This is a genomic window from Fructilactobacillus fructivorans (assembly GCF_000814735.1).
GTDB classification, from domain to species: domain Bacteria; phylum Bacillota; class Bacilli; order Lactobacillales; family Lactobacillaceae; genus Fructilactobacillus; species Fructilactobacillus fructivorans.
The window spans coordinates 1-21,244 of the sequence record NZ_JOJZ01000020.1 but is presented as its reverse complement, the minus strand read 5'-3'; the positions used below and the strand labels follow the sequence as shown (position 1 = coordinate 21,244).

Annotated in this window: 18 protein-coding genes; 15 read left to right on the top strand and 3 right to left on the bottom strand. The window is 36.4% G+C overall.

Annotated features, from left to right (window positions below; all coding sequences use genetic code 11):
* Window position 1 precedes the first annotated feature (1 nt).
* On the top strand, window positions 2-925 hold the full coding sequence (locus LfDm3_RS04935; RefSeq protein WP_052236619.1) for a YihY/virulence factor BrkB family protein: 924 nt from the start codon (window positions 2-4) through the stop codon (window positions 923-925).
* 22 nt (window positions 926-947) lie between these two features.
* Here LfDm3_RS04935 and LfDm3_RS04930 read toward each other — a convergent pair whose 3' ends face one another.
* Window positions 948-1,397 carry a flavodoxin gene (locus tag LfDm3_RS04930; RefSeq protein WP_039144714.1) on the bottom strand — a complete coding sequence of 150 codons (450 nt, stop codon included), beginning with the start codon at window positions 1,395-1,397 and terminating at the stop codon, window positions 948-950.
* A gap of 81 nt (window positions 1,398-1,478) precedes the next feature.
* Here LfDm3_RS04930 and recX point away from each other — a divergent pair, with 81 nt between their 5' ends.
* The 7 genes from recX (at window position 1,479) to LfDm3_RS04895 (ending at window position 10,061) form a co-directional block, all read left to right on the top strand.
* Window positions 1,479-2,297, top strand: coding sequence for a recombination regulator RecX (recX, locus tag LfDm3_RS04925; RefSeq protein ID WP_225349323.1), 819 nt, complete (start codon window positions 1,479-1,481; stop codon window positions 2,295-2,297).
* 14 nt (window positions 2,298-2,311) lie between these two features.
* Window positions 2,312-3,457 carry an AI-2E family transporter gene (locus LfDm3_RS04920; protein WP_039144710.1) on the top strand — a complete coding sequence of 382 codons (1,146 nt, stop codon included), beginning with the start codon at window positions 2,312-2,314 and terminating at the stop codon, window positions 3,455-3,457.
* Between the two features lie 98 nt (window positions 3,458-3,555).
* Complete coding sequence (tagD, locus tag LfDm3_RS04915) at window positions 3,556-3,966, top strand: glycerol-3-phosphate cytidylyltransferase (protein ID WP_010022794.1); 411 nt, start codon at window positions 3,556-3,558, stop codon at window positions 3,964-3,966.
* A 61-nt stretch (window positions 3,967-4,027) separates the two neighbouring features.
* The gene (locus LfDm3_RS04910) at window positions 4,028-4,900 is read left to right on the top strand and encodes a hypothetical protein (RefSeq protein WP_039144706.1); all 873 of its coding nucleotides are present in this window, start codon (window positions 4,028-4,030) and stop codon (window positions 4,898-4,900) included.
* Window positions 4,901-4,909: 9 nt separating this feature from the next.
* The gene (locus LfDm3_RS04905) at window positions 4,910-6,934 is read left to right on the top strand and encodes a CDP-glycerol glycerophosphotransferase family protein (RefSeq protein WP_039144704.1); all 2,025 of its coding nucleotides are present in this window, start codon (window positions 4,910-4,912) and stop codon (window positions 6,932-6,934) included.
* A 69-nt stretch (window positions 6,935-7,003) separates the two neighbouring features.
* Window positions 7,004-8,581 (top strand): peptide chain release factor 3, encoded by a 1,578-nt coding sequence (locus LfDm3_RS04900; RefSeq protein ID WP_039144700.1) that lies wholly within the window; start codon window positions 7,004-7,006, stop codon window positions 8,579-8,581.
* 58 nt (window positions 8,582-8,639) lie between these two features.
* Entirely contained in the window at window positions 8,640-10,061 is a 1,422-nt protein-coding gene (locus tag LfDm3_RS04895; RefSeq protein ID WP_039144699.1) for a C69 family dipeptidase, read from the top strand.
* A 30-nt stretch (window positions 10,062-10,091) separates the two neighbouring features.
* Here LfDm3_RS04895 and LfDm3_RS04890 read toward each other — a convergent pair whose 3' ends face one another.
* The gene (locus LfDm3_RS04890) at window positions 10,092-10,937 is read right to left on the bottom strand and encodes a MucBP domain-containing protein (protein ID WP_039144696.1); all 846 of its coding nucleotides are present in this window, start codon (window positions 10,935-10,937) and stop codon (window positions 10,092-10,094) included.
* 91 nt (window positions 10,938-11,028) lie between these two features.
* Entirely contained in the window at window positions 11,029-13,044 is a 2,016-nt protein-coding gene (locus LfDm3_RS04885; RefSeq protein WP_039144694.1) for an ATP-dependent Clp protease ATP-binding subunit, read from the bottom strand.
* Between the two features lie 161 nt (window positions 13,045-13,205).
* On the opposite strand from LfDm3_RS04885, the gene LfDm3_RS04880 reads away from it, so the two are divergent.
* The 7 genes from LfDm3_RS04880 (at window position 13,206) to LfDm3_RS04850 (ending at window position 20,965) form a co-directional block, all read left to right on the top strand.
* On the top strand, window positions 13,206-13,400 hold the full coding sequence (locus tag LfDm3_RS04880; RefSeq protein WP_010022803.1) for a hypothetical protein: 195 nt from the start codon (window positions 13,206-13,208) through the stop codon (window positions 13,398-13,400).
* A gap of 113 nt (window positions 13,401-13,513) precedes the next feature.
* The gene (locus tag LfDm3_RS04875) at window positions 13,514-13,780 is read left to right on the top strand and encodes a phosphocarrier protein HPr (protein ID WP_039144692.1); all 267 of its coding nucleotides are present in this window, start codon (window positions 13,514-13,516) and stop codon (window positions 13,778-13,780) included.
* Window position 13,781: 1 nt separating this feature from the next.
* Window positions 13,782-15,512, top strand: coding sequence for a phosphoenolpyruvate--protein phosphotransferase (ptsP, locus tag LfDm3_RS04870; RefSeq protein WP_039144689.1), 1,731 nt, complete (start codon window positions 13,782-13,784; stop codon window positions 15,510-15,512).
* A 102-nt stretch (window positions 15,513-15,614) separates the two neighbouring features.
* On the top strand, window positions 15,615-16,799 hold the full coding sequence (locus tag LfDm3_RS04865; RefSeq protein WP_156112358.1) for a glycosyltransferase family 4 protein: 1,185 nt from the start codon (window positions 15,615-15,617) through the stop codon (window positions 16,797-16,799).
* 12 nt (window positions 16,800-16,811) lie between these two features.
* The gene (locus tag LfDm3_RS04860; protein WP_039144683.1) at window positions 16,812-17,834 is read left to right on the top strand and encodes a glycosyltransferase family 4 protein; all 1,023 of its coding nucleotides are present in this window, start codon (window positions 16,812-16,814) and stop codon (window positions 17,832-17,834) included.
* A 4-nt stretch (window positions 17,835-17,838) separates the two neighbouring features.
* Entirely contained in the window at window positions 17,839-18,903 is a 1,065-nt protein-coding gene (locus tag LfDm3_RS04855; protein ID WP_010022810.1) for a lysylphosphatidylglycerol synthase transmembrane domain-containing protein, read from the top strand.
* A gap of 1 nt (window position 18,904) precedes the next feature.
* Window positions 18,905-20,965: an LTA synthase family protein gene (locus tag LfDm3_RS04850; RefSeq protein WP_039144680.1), complete on the top strand. Its 2,061-nt coding sequence runs from the start codon at window positions 18,905-18,907 to the stop codon at window positions 20,963-20,965.
* The last annotated feature ends 279 nt before the right edge of the window (window positions 20,966-21,244 follow it).

Sequence of the window (21,244 nt, the reverse complement as noted above, 5' to 3'; positions counted from 1 at the left end):
TGTGGAATTGAAAATAAACCAAAAATTTGTTTCTTTCATTAAATTGGTAATGAAGCATTTTAAGATGGGGAATGTGTCTGATTCTGCCATTGTCTTGGCATACTACGCTTTGCTATCTCTATTTCCCATTTTAATTATGCTTGGTAGTATCATTAAGTTACTACACGGAGATCCAAATGATATTTTAACGTACATCAAAACAGCGGTTCCGCCGTCAATCTATACGATGCTCCTTCCCATGATTAAATCGGCCTTTGATAATAATAATAGTGGGGGAAGTTTATCGATTGGACTGCTACTGGTAATTTGGTCTGCTAGTCAAGCAATGGCAGCCTTTCAAAGAACGGTTAATCGAACGTATGGCGTGGCTGATGATCAAAATCCGATTATGAATCGCTTAATTTCGTTTGTATGGATGCTTTTATTGGTACTTTTATTGATCATTTTGATGATTCTCCAAGGATTTGGTCAAGGGATTATTATGCATTTAAGACCCATTTTGCATCTTTCCACCGTTGCAACTAAAGTTGTGGCAGTGATCCGAATTCCCTTTATCATCGCAGTATCATTTATAATTGTGATGCTTCTTTATTATTTTGTTCCCAGCGTTAAAACCAAGATTCGTTATACTATTTTTGGTTCAGGTATCTCAGTAATCGGACTAATGATTTTGTCTCAAGCATTTTCGTTGATCATTGAGTACTTTTTTAGGAATATTACTGCTTACAAAACATTAGGAACCTTTATCGTAATTATGTTGTGGTTATATTTTATTGGACTCGTTTTGATGTTTGGAGCTGTCATTAATGCAAGCGTTCAAGAATATTATACTGGAAGTATTGAATCGACGAGGGGATCGGTTCGCTCAATTATTACCAATGCTCGTAAATTTCGTTCTGAAAAGAAAAACACCACCAAAAATTAAGTGGTGGCGTTTTATTGCTTGATTACTTGCGACTTGCTTCGACTAATTGGCGTGAAAATTCATCGAGATCTTTAATGTCATTTTCATCTGGTTCAAGGTTGATTTTGACACTTTTAGCCCCTTGAGTAGCGTTGGTTGCTTTAAGAGCCTTGGTGAATTCATCAACAGCAACATTATAGTATTCCTGGTAAAAGACGTCTCCAGATCCTGCCACTCCAAAGATTTTGCCCTCTAAATTAAGGGAATCAAGATCTTCGAAAAAGTCCATTCCCTCTTCGGGGAGAGCCCCTTCATCGTACGTATAAGGACATATCACAATAATATCGGTATCTTTAAGTTCATCAGCATCGGTTTGAGAAATTTCGGTTTCTTCAACGTCGACACCAAGGTCTTCTAACCCCTCGGTCACGATGTCAGCAACATCTTCGTTATTTCCGGTAATGGTGGCATAAATCACGTGTGCTTTTGGCATGAGTGAATCCACTTCCTTTATAGTATTTGCAAATAAGTATATCAGAATAGTTTTAACTTGTTAATTTGATGGGAGTTGACGTTGTTGGACAAACAATCGGCAAAAAAATTAAAAGTGACTAAGATCGTCACTCAAAAAAGACCCGGAAGATATAATGTGTACATTAATGATCACTATGCCTTCCCAGTTAGTGAAGAAGTGATGATCCAATTTGGCATTTTTAAGGATTCAGAGCTAGATCAGAATCAGATCAATCAAATTAAAGCAGCAGATGATGTTTCAAAGTTATATAATAAGGCTATCAATTTTATTTCATATCAGACACGCTCAAAAAAGGAAGTTAGGGACAAATTAAAGTCATTTTCAGATAATCTGGAAGCAATTGATAAGGCAGTTGAACAACTGGAACAGATCAATCTGCTTAACGATGAGCACTATGCTGATACATATTTAAAGGGAGTTGTTGAACAGCAAAACAAGGGTCCCATGGCTGTTTCACGTTATTTAAAACAGAAGGGAATTGCGGATGAATCCATTAACATTGCGATTGAAAATAATTATCCAGAAGAAGCGGTACTAAGAAATGGGGAAAATCAAGCAAAAAAGGTTTTTGCGCATAACCAGCGTTTTCCATTTAACAAGCGGATTCAAAAGACAAAAACTTCCCTATACCGGAAGGGCTACTCATTTGATGATATTGACACCATTATTAGCGAGATGAACTTTCAGGGTGACGCTGAACAGCAAGATGAGTTACTAAATAAAGAGGGTAACAAAGTCTGGCACAAATATCGAAATTATGATGACGCCAAACAACGTCAGAAATCAAAACAGTCACTTTATCGGAAGGGTTTTGATCTGGATGACATTGATCAATTTCTGGACACAAAAGAAAATTAATTGGAGTGAATTAAATGAACAGATTTAAGAATTCAGCTTTATTTTTTTGGACGATTGAGATCCTAATTGCGGTAGGAATTGTTTATTTGTGTTCCAAAGTTGGTTTTATCTTTTCACCAATTGTCATTTTTGTATCAACCATCTTTGTTCCTCTGCTACTGGCGGGATTCTTGTACTATATGCTTAATCCGATCGTTAATTTACTGATGAAAATAAAAATTACCAAAACGAAGAAAATCAATCGAACGTGGGCAACTGCCATTGTGTTCTTGATTGTGATTGGCGTCATTGTTTACATGGTCTTTTCGTTTGTTCCCCGATTAATTACACAGGTAGCAAATATGGTGGGGGCCGCACCCGAGTTCGCTAAACAAGGTCAAGAATTATTAACTAAGGTTACTCGTTATGGATTTTTAAAAAAGGTGGACTGGCGTCCCATTGTTGATAAACTACAATCTTCCTATTCGTCGTATCTAAAGACGGTTCTGGCAAACTTAACTAGTAGTGTCGGATCCATCATTTCAATGGCTACTAACGTAGTGGTAACAGCAATTACGGTTCCAGTAATCTTATTTTACATGTTAAAAGATGGAAATAAGTTATTACCAAGTATTGAGAAACTAATGCCCGCTCTATCAAAACATCATCAGAAACAGACCGTTACATTACTAAAGAAGATGAATCACACGCTTTCACGATACATTGGAGGTCAAGTGATTGAGTGTCTGTTTGTTGGAACGTTTACCTCGTTAGGCTACGTTTTGATTGGTCAAAAGTATGCACTTCTGTTAGGGGTATTTGCCGGGTTATGTAACATCATTCCTTACGTTGGTCCTTACATTGGAATTATTCCATCGCTTTTCGTTGCCTTTTCAGATAATATTATGCAAGTTATTTGGGTAATTGTGGTGGTTATTATCGTGCAACAAATCGATGGCAATCTGGTTTATCCAAATGTAATCGGTAAGTCACTCAAAATTCATCCTCTTACCATTATTATTATTTTACTGGCAGCGGGACACATTGCGGGATTATTTGGGATGATTTTAGCCATTCCGGTTTATGCGATTGCTAAAGTAATTATCGAGTATTGTTATAATATTTGGCTAGTACAACATGATAATTCCAATACTACCCCTAAGGACGATGCACCAAGTTAAAATTTTTTAATGGAATAATTAATTTGATTGACGGTAATGGAAGATATGCTAACATTTAATTATGAATTAAAGATAAGTTAACCTCTACAGGAGATATTATGACAAAAGTAATTACATATGGCACTTTTGATCTACTTCATAAGGGTCATGTACGTTTATTAAAACGTGCTCGTGAATTAGGTGACTCGTTGACGGTTGGTCTTTCGACAGACGAGTTTAACGCCGTAAAAGGAAAACGAGCTTACAATTCTTACGAAGATCGAAAGTATATCTTGGATGCCATTCGATATGTTGATGAAGTAATTCCTGAAAAAGGCTGGAATCAGAAAATCTCTGATATTAAAAATCACAATATTGATATTTTTGTAATGGGTGATGATTGGAAGGGGAAGTTTGACTTTCTTAAAGATTACTGCAAGGTAATTTATCTTCCACGAACTCAGGGGATTTCAACCTCTAAAATCAAGTCTGATTTAGGTGTTACAAGTAAAAGTGATTGGGAAGAATAGATTTTGTACACGGATACCCTAGTTTAATTGCTAGGATATTTTGGCGTCTAAAGGGAGAAAAATGGCACAGGCACTTTTTTTGGTAACTTCAGTTCACGGAGCTCAAAAAGCTAATTTTAAAGATAGACTTAGAAGAATGGTTGATGATGGGAATGAAATTAAAGTTATAATTTCTATTTTTAACTACGACGAATCACAATACGTGGCCGCTCTTATTAATGAGCTAGCAAGTTCATTTCGAAATCATAAGCAAGTTGAAATTCTGCAATTATTTGATATCTTCTATAAACAACAGGGAATGAAAGATCCAGATAATGAAACAGATGTTGATCTTGCTTCATTAAATGTGCAAAAAAAAGTGGTTAAAAATCATCATATCAAAGTTTATAGTGATGATAATGGATTAGTTCGGGCTGAGCTCTATGAAGTTCTACCCCAATCTGGTTTGTACAAATTAAATTGCTATAAGGGATCGAACGTTTCTAAAGTGATTTATTATAATGAACAAAAAAAACCCGTTGCTGTAACTAGTCAAGTCAATAGTAATCATTGGACAACTAAATTTTTAAATCAAAATGAGGCCATTTCATGTTGTGTTGATCAATTATTCGGAGGACCCATGCAACAGTACTATTTAAGCAAGACTTCCATTATCCAATCGCCTGAAAAGAGTGTAAAGCTTTCTAAGCCAGTTAGTAATCTAGTTGATGATGAAAATACTGGGAACGTAAAATACGTGATGAAGGATTCGGCGGTTTCTTCCTACGTGATTTCAGATTATGGTAATGCGAGTCGATACAGTGACTTGGCTGCTTTTAATGTTTCTTTGATCAATCAGTACGGCGGTAACAGTGAGACCACTGTTTTTATTGATCTGGATGACATGATCAATTTTTCGAAATATCTCAATAGAAACGTAATTTTCAACTACTAAGGAGAAACAATGCGAGTAATACTTTCTAACGTTACTGAAGAACAATCAAAGCTGAAAATTGAATTTGAGTTGGTTAATCCTAGTTATGCAAATGAGGATGCAACTGTTACCCTGATTGAGAAAGAAAGTTTAGCTTCGATTACCGTTCCCGTGCCTGCTCAAAATGTTAATGGTAATACGGCGACTATTACAATTGATCCAACTAAATTTCAATTTGATTTGATTGGACAGGATGAATTTCAGTGGCAGCTTTATTACTCTTGCGGAAATACAGAGCATCGCACACTTATCCAAGTTGAGGGTGAGTACGTCAGTGCCATTCATCGAATTGGCTTTAAAGCTTATTATCAGTACGATATTGATCCATCAGGAATGGCAGTTTTTTATGTCCGAACTAATCGGACTGTCAAACAATTTGTAATGAACTCAGCTAATTTATTTGGAAATGGTAAGTTGCGTTTAACTGGTTTTGATCAAATTAATGACCAAAAACTTAATAAAATGGCCATTATTCTTAGAAGGGCGAGCGATCAAAGTGAACAAACCTACCCAGTGCATAAGCGTCCCTTCAAAGGGATTTTTGAAATCACCATTCCCTTAGAACAACTTGATGACGAGGATACATATCGTCTTTACATTGAATATGATTATCAGGAAAAACATTTGCGCCAAAGATTAGTAATGGATACCTCGTTGAGTTCATTTAGAACCATTGCCAAACTGGCTAATCATCACGAATTGGTCTTAAAAGAGGGCCATAAGGGTCAATTACGGGTCGTTGCAAGAAAACAGCCGGATGCATCAAAGCGAATTGCTAAATTTCGGCACAAGTTAACCCACTTGTGGAAATCGTTTAAGATTCTAGCTGGTAAAGTTAATCGTTTACGACTGAGAAAATTATTTAAGCGCGGTCATACACCGTTTGCTACTACGACAATTGTTTTTGAAAGCTTTGGGGGACGCCAGGTTAGTGACAGTCCGTATGCCATTTATCAAGTTTTTAAGAAATTATATCCTAAACTTAATTTTGTGTGGTCAATTCAAAAATCACAAAAGCAGTTTTGTAAGGATCATAATATAAATTACGTGATCAAAAATACTGGGCGTTGGGTTCGAATCATGGGGAAAGCTAAGGTATGGATCAGTAACGCTCGTTTTCCAGCCTGGGTCATTAAACCTGATTACGTAACCTACGTTCAAACGTGGCATGGCACCCCACTTAAGAAATTAGGATTGGATATTGAACGCGTTTCAATGCCTGGGACCACGACCAATAAGTATCATGATAACTTTGTAAAAGAGGCCAATCGGTGGGATGCTTTGATTTCCCCCAATGAGTTTTCGACAAAGGTCTTTAGAAGTGCGTTTGGTTATGAAAATCAAATTTTAAAAGTTGGTTACCCACGAAATGATGAACTGATCAACGACAATTACCCAACCGAAATTAATAAGATTAAGGATAAACTTGGCATCCCACGGAATAAGAAAGTGGTGCTGTATGCACCCACTTATCGTGATAATCAGTTTGAAAGTAAGGGGAAGTATACCTTTAAGCTACCGTTTAGTTTAGATGAGTTTAAACAACGTTTTGGGGAAGATACCGTCTTGATTTTACGGATGCATTATTTGATTTCAAACGTGCTAGACGTTTCTGACTATCATGGGTACGTTTATGACCTATCAAATTATTCAAATATTTCTGACTTGTATCTGATTTCTGACTTATTAATTACGGATTATTCCTCAGTCTTTTTTGATTATGCTTATCTTAAGCGTCCCATCTTGTTTTATCCTTATGATTACCATACTTATAAGGATGAACTACGTGGATTTTATCTTAACTATGAACGTGATTTGCCTGGGGAAATTGTTTATGATCCTGAGCAACTAATGAATGGGATTGAAAGTGCCTTAAAGAATGGTGACGTTGAACACGATCCTAAATTTATGGATTTTTATAATCGGTTCTGTAGAATTAATGATGGATTAAGTTCAATTAAAGTAATTGATTATGTAATGCAGCAAATTCGTTAAAAGTAATCCGGAATTTCCGGATTTTTTGTTTTATGGTATACAATCAGTCTATAAAGAAAGGAAGTAAAGATGAAAAAAGCAGACCTAGAAAAAGAAGTTGATAAACGGAGAACTTTTGCCATTATTTCTCATCCGGATGCCGGGAAAACAACGATTACCGAGCAGTTGTTACTTTTTGGTGGAATTGTTCGAGAAGCCGGAACCGTAAAAGCTAAGAAAAGTGGCAATTTTGCTAAATCAGATTGGATGGAGATTGAGCAGAAACGTGGAATTTCCGTCACTAGTTCCGTGATGCAATTTGATTACCAAGGGAAACGAATTAATATTTTGGATACTCCTGGTCATGAGGATTTTTCAGAAGACACTTATCGAACTCTCATGGCGGTTGATTCTGCCGTCATGGTTATTGACGCTGCCAAGGGGATTGAACCACAAACTAAGAAACTGTTTAAGATCTGTAAAATGCGGGGAATTCCAATTTTTACTTTTATGAATAAGTTGGACCGTGACAGTAAAGATCCAATGGAATTAATTGATCAACTTGAAAATGTACTTGGTATTGAAGCTTATCCGATGAATTGGCCGATTGGATCAGGAAGAATTTTAAAGGGCTTATACGACCGTTATAATCGACGAATTGAATTATATAAGACGGAAGCCAAGGGTGAAAGTTTTATTAAGTTAGATGATGACGGCAATATTGTTGGCGATAGTCCGTTAAAAGATGACAGTATTTACCAAGACGCAAGAAGCGAGATGGATCTAATTTCTGAAGCGGGGAACCAATTTAGCAAAACAAAGATTGCTAATGGTGATCAGACGCCCGTCTTCTTTGGATCTGCCTTGGTTAATTTTGGGGTAAAAACATTTTTGGATGCTTACTTGAAGCTTTCCCCGGCTCCTGGTCATCACAAAACGTTGCAAGGAAATGAAGTTGAGCCCACTTCGCCAGAATTTTCGGGTTTTGTGTTTAAGATTCAGGCTAATATGAATCCGCGTCATCGTGATCGAATTGCGTTTGTACGAATTTGTTCCGGTGAATTTCAGAAGGGGATGGATGTTACGCTTGATCGGACCCAAAAATCCATTCGTTTATCTAACGTAACTGAGTTTATGGCTAATACTCGAGAAAACGTGCAGACGGCCGTTGCTGGCGACATCATTGGCCTTTATGATACGGGTAATTTCCAGATTGGTGATACGATTTATACGGGAAAGAAACCAATTGCGTTCGAAAAGCTACCACAGTTTACCCCGGAACTATTTATGCGAGTTTCAGCTAAAAATGTTATGAAACAAAAGTCATTTCACAAGGGAATTAAACAACTCGTTCAAGAAGGTGCCATTCAGCTTTACACTAATTACAGTACTGGTCAGTACATTTTAGGGGCAGTTGGGCAACTTCAGTTTGAAGTATTTCAGTTTAGAATGAAAAATGAATACAATTCTGACGTTGTGATGGAGCCGATGGGTCATAAGATTGCTCGTTGGATTGATCCTGATCAACTGGATGAGAAAATGTCTTCATCCCGAAACATTTTGGTGCGTGATCAGAAGGGAGATCCATTGTTCCTATTTGAAAACGAATTTGCTGAACGATGGTTTAAAGATAAGTATCCTGACGTTAAGTTAACTGCCAAGCTTTAGGATTGAATTAACACAATATTAGTTTTAAACTGGCATTTATGAGAGGTAGATGTGAATTATGAAAAAACTAAGTGCTTGTACGAGTGTAATGGTTGGAAAAGATGCTAGTGTTGATGGTTCAACGATGATTTCGCGTAATGATGATACTTTTTTGCCATTGACGCCGCAACGTTTCTACGTTCAGCCCGCATATCAAAATGAGGATAAAGTTTGGAAATCCAATCAAAATGGTTTTACGGCTCAGATGCCAAAATCAGGTTATCGGATTTTAATGACTCCTAACGCTGATGTTAAAAAAGAAGGGGTTTACGCTGAAAGTGGTTTTAACGAGAAAAATGTTGCTATGAGTGCTACTGAGAGCGTTTATGGAAATGAACATGCTTTAGCTCATGACCCATTAGTTGAACATGGATTAGCTGAAGACTCATTACAATCAATGGTGTTACCTTACATTAATTCTGCACGTGATGGGGTTAAGTACCTAGGAAACTTAATTAAAAACTATGGTTCTCCAGAGGGTAATGGGGTCCTCTTTAGTGATAAAAATGAAGTTTGGTATATGGAAATTGTTACCGGTCACCATTGGGTTGCCCAGCGGATCCCAGATGATAGTTATGCCGTAGTGGCAAATGAAGTAGCAATCCAACAGGTTGATTTTGATGATCCTGAAAACTTTATGTATTCTGATGGATTGCAAGAATTTGTGGAAAAGTACCACTTAAATCCTGATCAAGCTGGTTTTAATTTCAGACATATTTTTGGTACCCACAATGAGTTTGATCATCATTACAATACCCCACGAGTTTGGTATGGACAAAAAGTCTTGAATCCTGAGATTGAACAAAGTCCTACTTCCAATGACTTACCATTTATTAGAAAAGCCGATCGTAAGATTGAAGTTAGTGATGTTGAATTTATTTTGAGTTCACATTATAACGAAACTAAGTATGATCCCTTAGCTAAGGATCCACAGGAATCTAACACTCAATTTCGACCGATTTCAATGAACCGAACTCAAAATTCACATGTTCTTCAGATTCGAAACGATGTCAGTGAAAAATGTTCTGCCATTATGTGGTTGAATTTTGGGGTTCCTGCTTTTAGTCCATATGTTCCCTTCTTTGCGAACGTTAATGAGACAGATCCTAGTTACGAAAATACTCCATTAACTATGGATGATAAGAGTGCGTACTGGATGTACCGAAAGTTATCAATGATTGTTGAATCACATTACAGTAATTTTATTCAACAAGATCGTGATTTTAAAAAGTCTGCTAATGAACTGTTTTTAGGCCATCTTTCGGATACTATTAATCAAGCATCGAATATGAGTGAATCAGATGCCTCAGAGTTTTTAAAGGATCAAAACCAACGGCTTGTTAAAGAGATGCGAGCTCGAACCTATCAGTTTATGCATGAACTGATGGAAAAGGGACTTACACTTTCTAAATTAACTTATAATATGGATAAAAATCTATAATAAAAAGCCTACTCATTTGAGTAGGCTTTTTTAGTTTAAACGTTTGTCAAAGTTATTAACTCGAATTGTTTGATGTTTTTTGACCCATTGGGAACCACCAAGATTTAGCCAATCACCCTGATTAGTTTTAATCTCCGTGAAAACTTTCCATGTCGATCCAGCTGGTAAGATTTGATCGTATTTGCGATTTTGCTGGGGTGAATCATACACCGACGTTGGAATTTTCATTTTAACGAGATAGTTAACTGACTGAACCACTTTCCAATTAGAACGGCGATAATACAAGATGATGTTCTGGGGCTTTTCAGTAAACTGACCGTTTAAATCTCCAATTGAAAGATGGAGGTCGTAATTTGATATGACTGGTGCCTGAAGTGAGAAATGATGATGAAAGGAACCGTTCACAATAATTGGGGTCTGGAGAAGCCTGAAAGTATCAAAATCGAAGCAATAAACACTAACTGGCTGACCAAGTTTAGGCATGTAATGGAATTTAATTAACTGGTTGGACGTTCTCATTTTTCTAGTTAATCCATCGATATTGACAAGAATGTAGTTTTTAATTTGCGGAACGATGAAATTAATGGGGTCACCGATGGAACCACTAATGATTTCAGTTGGTTTGAGTTGATTACCGGCTTGATCAACAAACTCCATTAAGACGGTGCTTGGCTTTTTTGCTTCGGATTGTTTAGAAGAGGGACGTTTAGTCTCTGATGTAGAACTTTTATGTATGGGCTGGTTAAATGAGTTATCAGGAACCGAAGGGGTTCGAGTGGGGTTGCTAGTTTGTTTGCTTGGTTGATGGGCCCGATGTTTGGTGTGTTTATAATGATGACCGGTTCTCAAAAGAATTTTTTTCATCCAATTAAACATAATTTTCCTCCACTGATGATTTATATTGATTTTACCATTTTTGGAACCAAAAAAAGACCCCGATTAGAATTCTAATCGGGGTCTAACTTAGTTACTTAGCGTTAATAATAATATTGTTGTCTTTATCGGTATCGGCAACTAAATTGTTAGTTTCTGGGTGATTCAAGAAGTAATCAGCAGTTTGATCTTCTAATTGTTCTTGAATTACTCTTCTAAGTGGACGAGCTCCCATTGAAGGATTGTATCCTAATTCAACAATTTTTTGTTTAGCTGAATCAGTAACCGCAATATGAACGTTCCGTGATGAAAGCATGTTGTTCATGTCTTTAATCATTAAATCAACGATTTGATTCAAATCGTTCTTAGTGAGTTGATTGAACTCAACAATATCATCGAAACGATTCAAGAATTCAGGTTTGAAGTAAAGTCCAAGCTTATCCATTACTGAATGAGTCTTACCAGTTGATTCTGGGGTAAATCCAACGCTTGCTTCTGCGTCACTTCCAGCGTTACTAGTCATGATAATGACAGTATCCTTGAAGGAAACGGTTCGACCTTGTGAATCAGTTAAACGACCATCATCCAAGATTTGAAGGAATGTGTGCAGAACATCAGGGTGAGCTTTTTCAACTTCATCCAATAAGATTAAGCTGTAAGGATTACGACGAACTTTTTCAGTTAACTGACCAGCTTCATCGTATCCAACATAGCCAGGTGGTGAACCAATCAACTTTGCGACTGATTGTGGTTCACGATATTCTGACATGTCAAATCGGATCATTGAATCTTCAGATCCAAATAATTCTCTAGCAAGTTGTTTAGCCATTTCAGTCTTACCAATTCCAGTTGATCCAACGAATAAGAATGAACCAATTGGACGACCACTACCATTAAAACCAATTCGGTTTCGTTTGATTGCCTTAGCAACCGAATCAACAGCCTTGTCTTGTCCAATAACATGTTGCTTTAAGTTTGGAGCCAAATCCTTTAACTGTTGTTGTTCCTTGGTTTGTAGTTCACCAACTGGGATATTAGTCATTTCTTCAACAACTTGTTGCATATCTTTTTCGGTAACGGTGTTGTGCTTTTCACTTGTAGCACCTTTATCTTTACTTTGGTGTAGTCGTTTGATCTTGTCGCGATAGTAAGCAGCTTGTTCGTAATCTTCCTTATCTAAAGCAACTTCTTTTTCATGCTCGGCACTATCAATTTCTTTATCAATTGTTTTAGGATCGATAATGTTTAAAGTTAAGTTCTTCCTTGATCCGGTTTCGTCCAATAAATCAATGGCCTTATCGGGAAGATAACGATCACTGATGTAACGATCGGAGAGGGTAGCAGCCGCTTTGACGGCTTTATCGGTATATTTAACTAAATGATAGTTTTCATACCGGTTTTGCAAACCCTTTAAAATTTTAATTGATTGATCGACCGTTGGTTCTTTAACCATGATGGGTTGTAATCGACGTGAAAGAGCTGAATCTTTTTCAATATCACGATACTCTTTCATGGTGGTTGCACCAATTAACTGAAAATCACCACGTGCAAGGGCTGGCTTTAGAACATTACCAGCGTCCATGCCACCTTCAGCATTTCCAGCGCCCATGATTTCATGGATTTCATCAATGAATAAAATGACGTTTCGGTTAGATTGAACTTCCTTAATTAATTGTTGCATTCTTTTTTCAAATTGACCACGAACTCCAGTACCTTGAACCATGGATACCATGTCTAATTGGATAACTTGCTTGTTTTGTAGCTTTTGGGGAACGGTTCCATCAGCAATCTTTTGGGCTAAGCCCTCAACAATCGCTGTTTTTCCAACTCCAGCTTCACCAATTAAGACGGGATTATTCTTACCTCGACGGTTTAAGACTTCAATGGCACGTGCGGTTTCTTTATCACGTCCAATGACTGGATCGAGTTTTCCAGCTTTGGCTTTCTTAGTTAAGTCAGTTCCATAGGTAGAAAGAATTGATTTTGAACCATTTCTACCATTACCTTGTCCACTTTGTGGTGGAACTTGGTAGTCGTTTACTTGACCATTTTGCATTGCGCGAAGAAAGTCATCAAGACTACCAAATCCATATGAACCTTGTCCTTCCATAGTTTAAGCCTCCTTTTGCTAAACTAAATCGTCAGACAAAAGTCTGACCTTTATTGACCATTCATGAATATTATACGCACTAATGATATTCAATCAAGTATTTTGACTGATCTAAGAATGGTTTTAAATGTGTTAAGATTAAAGTTAATTAGGAGGTTGTTATGAGTAAAAATAAAGATGATTTTACTAAATTATTAAATCAATTAAAAGATGGTGAAATTAAAGATTTGACAATTAATCCAAAAGATTTTCCCGAATTTCAACAAGCTTTTATGAATTTTCCAACCCGGAAAAGGATCGTGGGCAAAGCCAGTGAAAAGGGTATTTTAACCTATCACTATTCATCTGAAAATTAGCGCTATGACAATTATGTAAGCGATTAATGATAATTACTTGTTTTTTAGATGATAAATTGATATTCTTAAACTGTAAATAGAGTTAAATAAACGATTAAAGGAGTGCGTTCATTATGGAGAAACGTCAATTCAAAATTACTGCAGAAACTGGCATTCACGCTCGTCCAGCAACGTTGTTAGTTCAAACTGCAAGTAAATTTGATTCAAACATTAGTCTTGAATACGGAGACAAATCTGTTAACTTAAAGTCAATCATGGGTGTTATGTCATTAGGTGTCGGCGAAGGTGCTGAAATTACAATTTCAGCAGATGGCGACGATGCTAAGGAAGCTCTTGATGCAATTGCCAAGACTATGAAGGATGAAGGATTGATCGACTAATATGACTACCCTAAAAGGTGTCGGTGTTAGTGATGGAATCGCATTCGGTAAAGCTTATTGTTTAGCTAAACCAGATTTGACTTTTGATAAAGATACCTTTTTAGGTATAGAACAAGAAGAAGCACGCCTTAAAAAAGCATTTCGAGATACTAAAACAACTATTATGAACATTAAACAGCATAATAGTGCCGAGATGGCTAAAAAGTATCTTGATATTTTAGATTTTTATTTAGAAGTTTTATCTGATCCAGAGTTAATCAATGAAGTTAAACGGGTCATAACAGAAGAAAATAAGAATGCTGCAGTTGCATTGAATCGTGTGTTCAATCAATATGCAGCTATTTTTTTAAAAATGAACGACGAATATCTAAGGGAACGTGTTCATGATATTAATGATATGCGTGACCAACTTCTAGGGCGTTTACTTGATATTGATACTCCTGATCTTTCGCTTATTGACCAACCCGTAGTAATCGTTGCGAATTCCATTTCTCCAACTCAAATCGCACAAGTTCAAAAGAAAAATATTCTTGGGATCGTCACAGCGGTGGGAACCAAGACTTCCCACGCTGCAATTATTTCTCGCAGCATGGATATTCCAGCTGTGTTAGGATTACAAACCCGTCTAAGTGACATAAAAAATGGGGAACAATTAATCGTTGACGGAAGTAGTGGCGAGGTAGTTACTGCTCCTGATCACCATGAAATTGAGAATTACCAAAGAAGATCAGAAAGATTTAAACAACAAAGAAAAGTTTGGACTAAATTTATAAACCAGCCTACCAAGACGCTTGATGGTCAAAAGCTTTTACTAGGGGCAAACGTTAGTAGTGAAAGTGAGGTTGAAAACGCTCTAAATTTCGGCGCCGATTCAATGGGATTGTTTCGGACTGAGTATATTTATATGAATTCTGATCATCTCCCGAGTGAAGATGAGCAAGCTTCGATTTACCAAAACATCGTCTCGAAAGTTAATGGGAAGCAACTAACTTTTAGAACGATGGACATTGGTGGCGATAAATTAGTTAGTTATTTACCTAATATTGCGCACAAAGAGTCCAATCCCTTTCTGGGGTATCGAGCCATTCGTTATAGTTTGGGGGAAAGCTCTATTTTTCGTACCCAGATCAGAGCGCTTCTCAGATCCTCTGCTTATGGACCAATCCGAATTATGTTTCCAATGATATCGACAATTTCAGAACTAGACCAAGCACTTTCAATTTATAATGAGGAACGACAAAATTTAATTAATGAGGGTGTTCCGGTTGGTTCAGTTCAGTTAGGAACTATGATTGAGGTACCAGCTGCAGCAATTATGATTGATAAAATTATCTCTAAGGTGGATTTTGTCAGCATTGGGACCAATGATTTAGTCCAGTATACGGTAGCCGTTGACCGTGGGAATGAACGAGTTTCGTATCTATACCAAGCTTGTGATCCTGCGGTACTACGACTAATTGGTCACATCGTGAGGACGGTTCATAAGGCGGGAAAAACCGTGGGAATTTGTGGAGAAGTAGCTGCTGATCCTCAGGTAATTCCGTTTTTAATTGGACTAGGAATGGATGAATTATCGACGACGCCCACTCAAATTTTAAAAACCAGAGCTTATATTAGTAGAATCAATTCGCAAACTGCAGGTCAATTGGCAGATAATATTATTTTAAACGCTGGCACTACTAGTGAAGTTAATAATATGATTCATGACTTCACTTCTAAAATGCCAGAATAAACGTATCATTGAGACTTGAACAGATGAACACAAAGTTGCAAACCACGTTTTAAACCCATATAATTACATTTGTTTAACGTCAAAGAGAGAAGGGGAAACTACGTGAATATTGGTTTGTTTACAGATACTTACTTCCCGCAAGTCAGTGGAGTTGCTACATCAATCAAAACATTAAAGGATGAGCTCGAAAGACGTGGTAATCACGTATACATTTTTACAACAACTGATCCTAATGTAGAAAAAAACGATGATAGTGAAAAAGATATTTATCGTTTTTCAAGTGTTCCTTTTATTTCTTTTACCGAGCGAAGAATTGCAGTTAGAGGGATTTTTCAAGCTTATCAAATCGCTAAGCAACTTAAATTAGATATTGTTCACACTCAGACTGAATTTTCGCTTGGAATCATCGGTAAATTTGTTGCTAAAAATTTAAACATCCCGTGTATTCATACTTATCACACTATGTATGAAGATTATTTGCATTACGTTGCCAACGGTAAACTATTGAAACCCATCCATGTAAAGGAAATGATGTTGGCTTTTTGTCATCACATGGATGGTGTAGTGGCGCCAAGTAAGCGAGTTTTGGATAAGTTAACGGACTATGGAGTGAAAAGTCCCATTCGGATTATTCCAACTGGGATTGATGTGAAGCATTATGAAAAAAATGATCATGTTGATATAAGAAAAAAGCTGGGCCTTAATTCCAATACTCCGGTAATGGTATCTGTCAGTCGAGTTGCATATGAGAAAAACATTTCAGAAATGATCGATGCTTTGCCCAAAATCTTGAAACAAGTTCCTAATGCCATGTTGGTCATTGTTGGTGAGGGACCTGCTGAAGACGATTTAATGAAGCAAGTGAGTGACATGAAACTTAATGATCACGTTATTTTTACGGGAGAGATTAACAACAATAACGTTAATGATTATTATCGAATGGCTGATGTTTTTGTTTCTACCTCGAATTCTGAATCTCAGGGATTAACCTATATTGAAGCGGTGGCTGCTGGTACGAAAGTAGTTGTGGCGCGAAGCCCATATACAGATGACTTAATTGATGATAAATCCATTGGGATGACATTCGAATCTGAAGATAAGTTTGTGGAAGAGACGGTCGATTATTTGCAAAATCGTGGTCGATATCCAGATTATCAGAATGTACGAGAACAAAAATTGCATGAGATCTCTGCAGAATATTTTGTAGATCAAATGCTGAGCTTTTATGAGGATACCATTCGAGAGTTTGATCGAACGAAAGCTAAACAAACTAACACATCTGACTGAGGAGTTTTGTTGATGTTAAAGATTGACATGTTTTCAACGGCCGATAAAGTAAAGGGCCAAGGTGTTGGGAGTGCCTATGTTGAATTGATTGCAATGTTAAAAAAACATTTTCCCAATGATTTTGACATTGAAATTAACAAATTTAATCGTTCCGATATTAGTCATTACCACACCATTAATCCATCTTTTTATTTATCGACCTTTTCAAAAAAGCGAGGAAGAAAGATTGGATATGTTCATTTTTTGCCGGAAACGCTCGAGGGAAGCTTAAAAATTCCAACACCTTTTCGACAAATTTTTTATAAGTATGTAGTGGCATTTTATAAGCGGATGGATCACATTGTAGTTGTAAATCCTATGTTTATTCCTAAACTGGAGAAATATGGGATTGACAAGCAAAAAATTACATATATTCCTAATTTTGTTAGTAAAAAGGAATTTTATCCGATCTCAAAACCTCAAAAGAAGCAACTACGAGATCAATACGGTTATGACGAGAATCGTTTTACCGTTCTTGGAACTGGCCAAGTTCAAACTCGGAAGGGTGTAATTGATTTCGGCAAGTTGGCTAAGCAAAATCCTGATATTCAGTTTATTTGGGCTGGTGGTTTTTCGTTTGGCAAAATGACGGATGGATATTCTGAACTGAAAAAATTAGTTGATAATCCACCCCAAAATCTTAGTTTCCCTGGGATTGTTGATCGTAAAGAATTAGTTAATTATTATAATATGGCTGATTTATTTCTTTTACCGTCGTATAATGAATTATTCCCAATGTCAGTTTTAGAGGCATTTTCGTGTGGAATTCCAGTTATGTTAAGAAATTTATCTTTATATAAAAAGATTATTGACGGATATTATATTTCAGCAAATAATGAAGTTGAAATGGATAAAAAGCTTAAGGTGCTATTAAATGACCCTAACTTATTAAAACAGTATGCGGAAAAGTCACTTAAAGCATCAGATTATTATTCCGAGGATCATCTAGCCAAGATTTGGCATGATTTTTATTTTGACCAGGCGAAGAAGGGGTAATTGAATGTCCAGAAGAAATAAAATTTCACTACTTATCATGATTGCCCTTGGGCTCTTAATTTCGTGGTATGCGGCAAGAGACATCAAGTTTAGTGTGCTTATAAGAGACATTGTTGATATTAATCCATTGTGGCTTTTAATCGCACTTGGCTGCATCTTGCTTTACTTTGGCCTTGAATCAGTAATTACTTATATGTTAGTGCGTAACAGTGATCCGAACTTTACGTTTCGGGATGCGATTCGGGTTCCCTTAGTTGAACAGTTATTCAATGGAATAACGCCATTTTCATCTGGTGGTCAGCCAGCTCAATTGTTTGTCTTGATTCAATCTGGTGTTGATGGGGGACGAGCAAGCTCGGCTTTACTGATGAAATTTGTGGTTTATCAAGCAATGATTGTAATCAATTTCTTTATTGCTTTAATTATTGGATTTAACTATGTAATTGATAAAATGCACGCTTTGGCGTGGTTTGTTGTCTTTGGATTTGCAATTCATATGTTTGTAATTGTGTCATTATTGATGATTATGTACTGGCACTCATTTACTAAAAAATTTGTTAATATTTGTATTAAACCGGTGAAATGGTTTGTTAAAGATGATACATTTTATAAGTTAGTAAATACCTTAAATCAAAAAATTGATAACTTTTATAAGGAAAGTGTGAAAATTGCTCATCAAGGTAAATTGATGGTAAAAGTATTTGTCATCACTTTCTTTCAGCTCCTTTTTTATTACTTAATTCCTTACTTCATTATGCTTGCGTTGGGTTATACTAATGCTAATGTAGTAATGGTTACTAGTCTTCATATTTTAATTGTGATGATTATTTCGATTTTCCCAATTCCCGGTGGAGCCGGGGGAGCAGAATATAGTTTTGAGATGATCTTTCGAAGTTACATCACTAATGGGAGTAAACTTGTACTAGCGATGATTTTGTGGAGAATTCTTACGTATTACCTTGGCTTAATTCTTGGAGTATTTGCGCTTGTAATGAAACCAAGTGAGAAGGCACAAAAGAGTAGAAGGATATTAAAGGGCAAAAGTCATAAGAGTTTTGGAGGAAGCTAGAATGTCTCGAATATTAAAAAGCATTCGTAATTTTTTTAATACCACTATTGGTTTTTTTGTGCTGGTAATCATTCTGTACTGGATAACCACATTGGTTGTTTATAACGTTGATTTTAGTTTGGGTGTCAAAGGTGGCATGCAAACGTTTTTGCTCATCGTTAATCCGATTCCTTCAGGACTATTGTTATTTGGGATTGCCCTGTACTTTCGTGGGAAACTTTCTTATTGGTTAATGTTAATAATTGATTTTCTTCAATCAACTTGGCTCTTTGCCAACGTTTTGTATTATAGGGAATTCTCCGATTTTTTATCAATTGGAATTATTAAAGGAACTGGTGATGTCCAGAATAACCTAGGAAAAAGTATGATGGAGATTTTGCATCCAGCTGACTTTTTGATTTATCTAGATGTTTTGGTCTTGATTTTATTACTGGTTTTTAAAATCATTAAGATTGATTATCGTCCGTTTAAGTATCGTTATGCGATTGGGATAACTTTATTGTCCATTTTGTTAATGGGTGGAGAATATTCACTTGCTAATTCAGATCGAAGTGGCCTTTTGACGAGGACTTTTGATAATAACTATATTGTTAAGTATTTAGGGTTAAATGAATATGCGGCCTTTAATGCCTATCAGACCCATCAAGAAAGTTCTACTAGAGCAAAAGCTAAGGCTTCTGATCTAAATAGTGTGAAGAAGTTTATTAACCAACATCAAACCTATCCAAGTGTTAAATACTTTGGAAAGGAAAAGGGAAAGAACGTCTTCATTATTCATTTGGAGAGTTTTCAACAATTTTTGATTAATTATAAGGTTAATGGACAAGAAGTAACTCCTAATATTAATAAGTTTTACAGTGATCAACACACGATTTCGTTTGATAATTTCTATCATCAAGTGGCTCAAGGTAAAACTTCAGACGCTGAAATGATGCTGGAAAATTCGTTGTATGGTTTGCCACAGGGATCTGCCATGGTTACATATGGCTCACAGAACACTTTCCAGGCGGCTCCTGCAATATTAGACCAGAAGGGTTATTCAACGGCTGTCTTTCACGGAGATGTTCCTAGCTTTTGGAATCGGGACAATACCTATAAGTCATGGGGATACCAGTACTTCTTCGACAGTAATTATTATAAGAAGAAGGCTTCATACAACGTTGGATATGGTATGAAAGATAAGATCTTGTTTAGAGATTCTATTCCATACTTGGAAAAATTACCGCAACCATTTTATGCTAAAATGATTACTCTTACTAACCATTATCCATATGAACTAGATAAGCAGAATGTATCATTCCCTGCACTTAAAACAGGGGATAGCACTGTCGATCCGTATGTTCAGACGGCTCACTATTTGGACCAGTCTTTTGGTGAATTTGAGGACTATTTGAATAAGAGTGGCTTAATGAAAAATAGTGTAATTGTGTTATATGGTGATCACTATGGTATTTCTAATAATCATCGACCAGCAATTGCCAAACTATTAAATAAAAAGTCAGTTAATAATTATGATTTAGCTAACTTCCAGAAAGTGCCATTTATGATTCATGCTGATAATTTGGATGGGCATGTTGATCATACTTATGGTGGGGAAATAGATGTTTTGCCAACCTTACTCCATCTATTAGGCATTAAGAATAATAATATGATTCAGTTTGGACATGATTTGTTAGGGAATAATCCTAACCAAATTGTTCCATTTCGGGATGGAGATTTTGTTACACCACAATACACTAAGATTGGTGGAACAGTTTATGATTCTAAGACTGGGCAAGATCTCAAACTGAATAAAGAACAACAGCAACAGGTTGATGATATTCAAAATTATGTAACGAGTGACCTATCATTGTCGGACCGAGTTATTTATGGCGATTTGCTTCGTTTTTATCATCCAAAGGGATTCAAGCCAGTAAATCGAAAAGATTATAACTATAAACCTAAGAATGCGATGGAACAATTGGATAAAGCCGATAAAGAACATAAGACAGATCTGATTGATCAGCATGGAGGAAAATCGACTGTTCCTATGTATCATACTGATGCGCCAGAGCTTAAGTAGGCAATTTAAGCATTTAGATGAAAATCTAAATGCTTTTTTTATAAAAAAGTCTTGACGGAATTTTATTTACTTGGTATAGTAGTTCTTGTCGTTAAGTCCGCCAAAACAATTTGGTTAAAATTAGTCAGACTTTTCTATTGACAATAAATTAACCACATGGTATATTAATATGTGCGGTGTTGAGGTAAAACAAAACGGCGATCAGTAAGAGTAGATCTTTGAAAACTGAACAAGATTTTGATTACAAGTGTAAGGTAGTTTTAAGTGTACAAGCTTAAA

Excerpts from the sequence above, each read along its gene's own strand:
- LfDm3_RS04895 (WP_039144699.1), top strand. The coding sequence starts at position 8,640 with ATGAAAAAACTAAGTGCTTGTACGAGTGTAATGGTTGGAAAAGATGCT.
- LfDm3_RS04855 (WP_010022810.1), top strand. The coding sequence starts at position 17,839 with ATGTCCAGAAGAAATAAAATTTCACTACTTATCATGATTGCCCTTGGG.
- LfDm3_RS04875 (WP_039144692.1), top strand. The coding sequence starts at position 13,514 with ATGGAGAAACGTCAATTCAAAATTACTGCAGAAACTGGCATTCACGCT.
- tagD (WP_010022794.1), top strand. The coding sequence starts at position 3,556 with ATGACAAAAGTAATTACATATGGCACTTTTGATCTACTTCATAAGGGT.
- LfDm3_RS04890 (WP_039144696.1), bottom strand. The coding sequence starts at position 10,937 with ATGTTTAATTGGATGAAAAAAATTCTTTTGAGAACCGGTCATCATTAT.
- LfDm3_RS04860 (WP_039144683.1), top strand. The coding sequence starts at position 16,812 with ATGTTAAAGATTGACATGTTTTCAACGGCCGATAAAGTAAAGGGCCAA.
- LfDm3_RS04930 (WP_039144714.1), bottom strand. The coding sequence starts at position 1,397 with ATGCCAAAAGCACACGTGATTTATGCCACCATTACCGGAAATAACGAA.
- LfDm3_RS04850 (WP_039144680.1), top strand. The coding sequence starts at position 18,905 with ATGTCTCGAATATTAAAAAGCATTCGTAATTTTTTTAATACCACTATT.
- LfDm3_RS04880 (WP_010022803.1), top strand. The coding sequence starts at position 13,206 with ATGAGTAAAAATAAAGATGATTTTACTAAATTATTAAATCAATTAAAA.
- LfDm3_RS04910 (WP_039144706.1), top strand. The coding sequence starts at position 4,028 with ATGGCACAGGCACTTTTTTTGGTAACTTCAGTTCACGGAGCTCAAAAA.
- LfDm3_RS04905 (WP_039144704.1), top strand. The coding sequence starts at position 4,910 with ATGCGAGTAATACTTTCTAACGTTACTGAAGAACAATCAAAGCTGAAA.
- LfDm3_RS04920 (WP_039144710.1), top strand. The coding sequence starts at position 2,312 with ATGAACAGATTTAAGAATTCAGCTTTATTTTTTTGGACGATTGAGATC.
- ptsP (WP_039144689.1), top strand. The coding sequence starts at position 13,782 with ATGACTACCCTAAAAGGTGTCGGTGTTAGTGATGGAATCGCATTCGGT.
- LfDm3_RS04885 (WP_039144694.1), bottom strand. The coding sequence starts at position 13,044 with ATGGAAGGACAAGGTTCATATGGATTTGGTAGTCTTGATGACTTTCTT.
- LfDm3_RS04900 (WP_039144700.1), top strand. The coding sequence starts at position 7,004 with ATGAAAAAAGCAGACCTAGAAAAAGAAGTTGATAAACGGAGAACTTTT.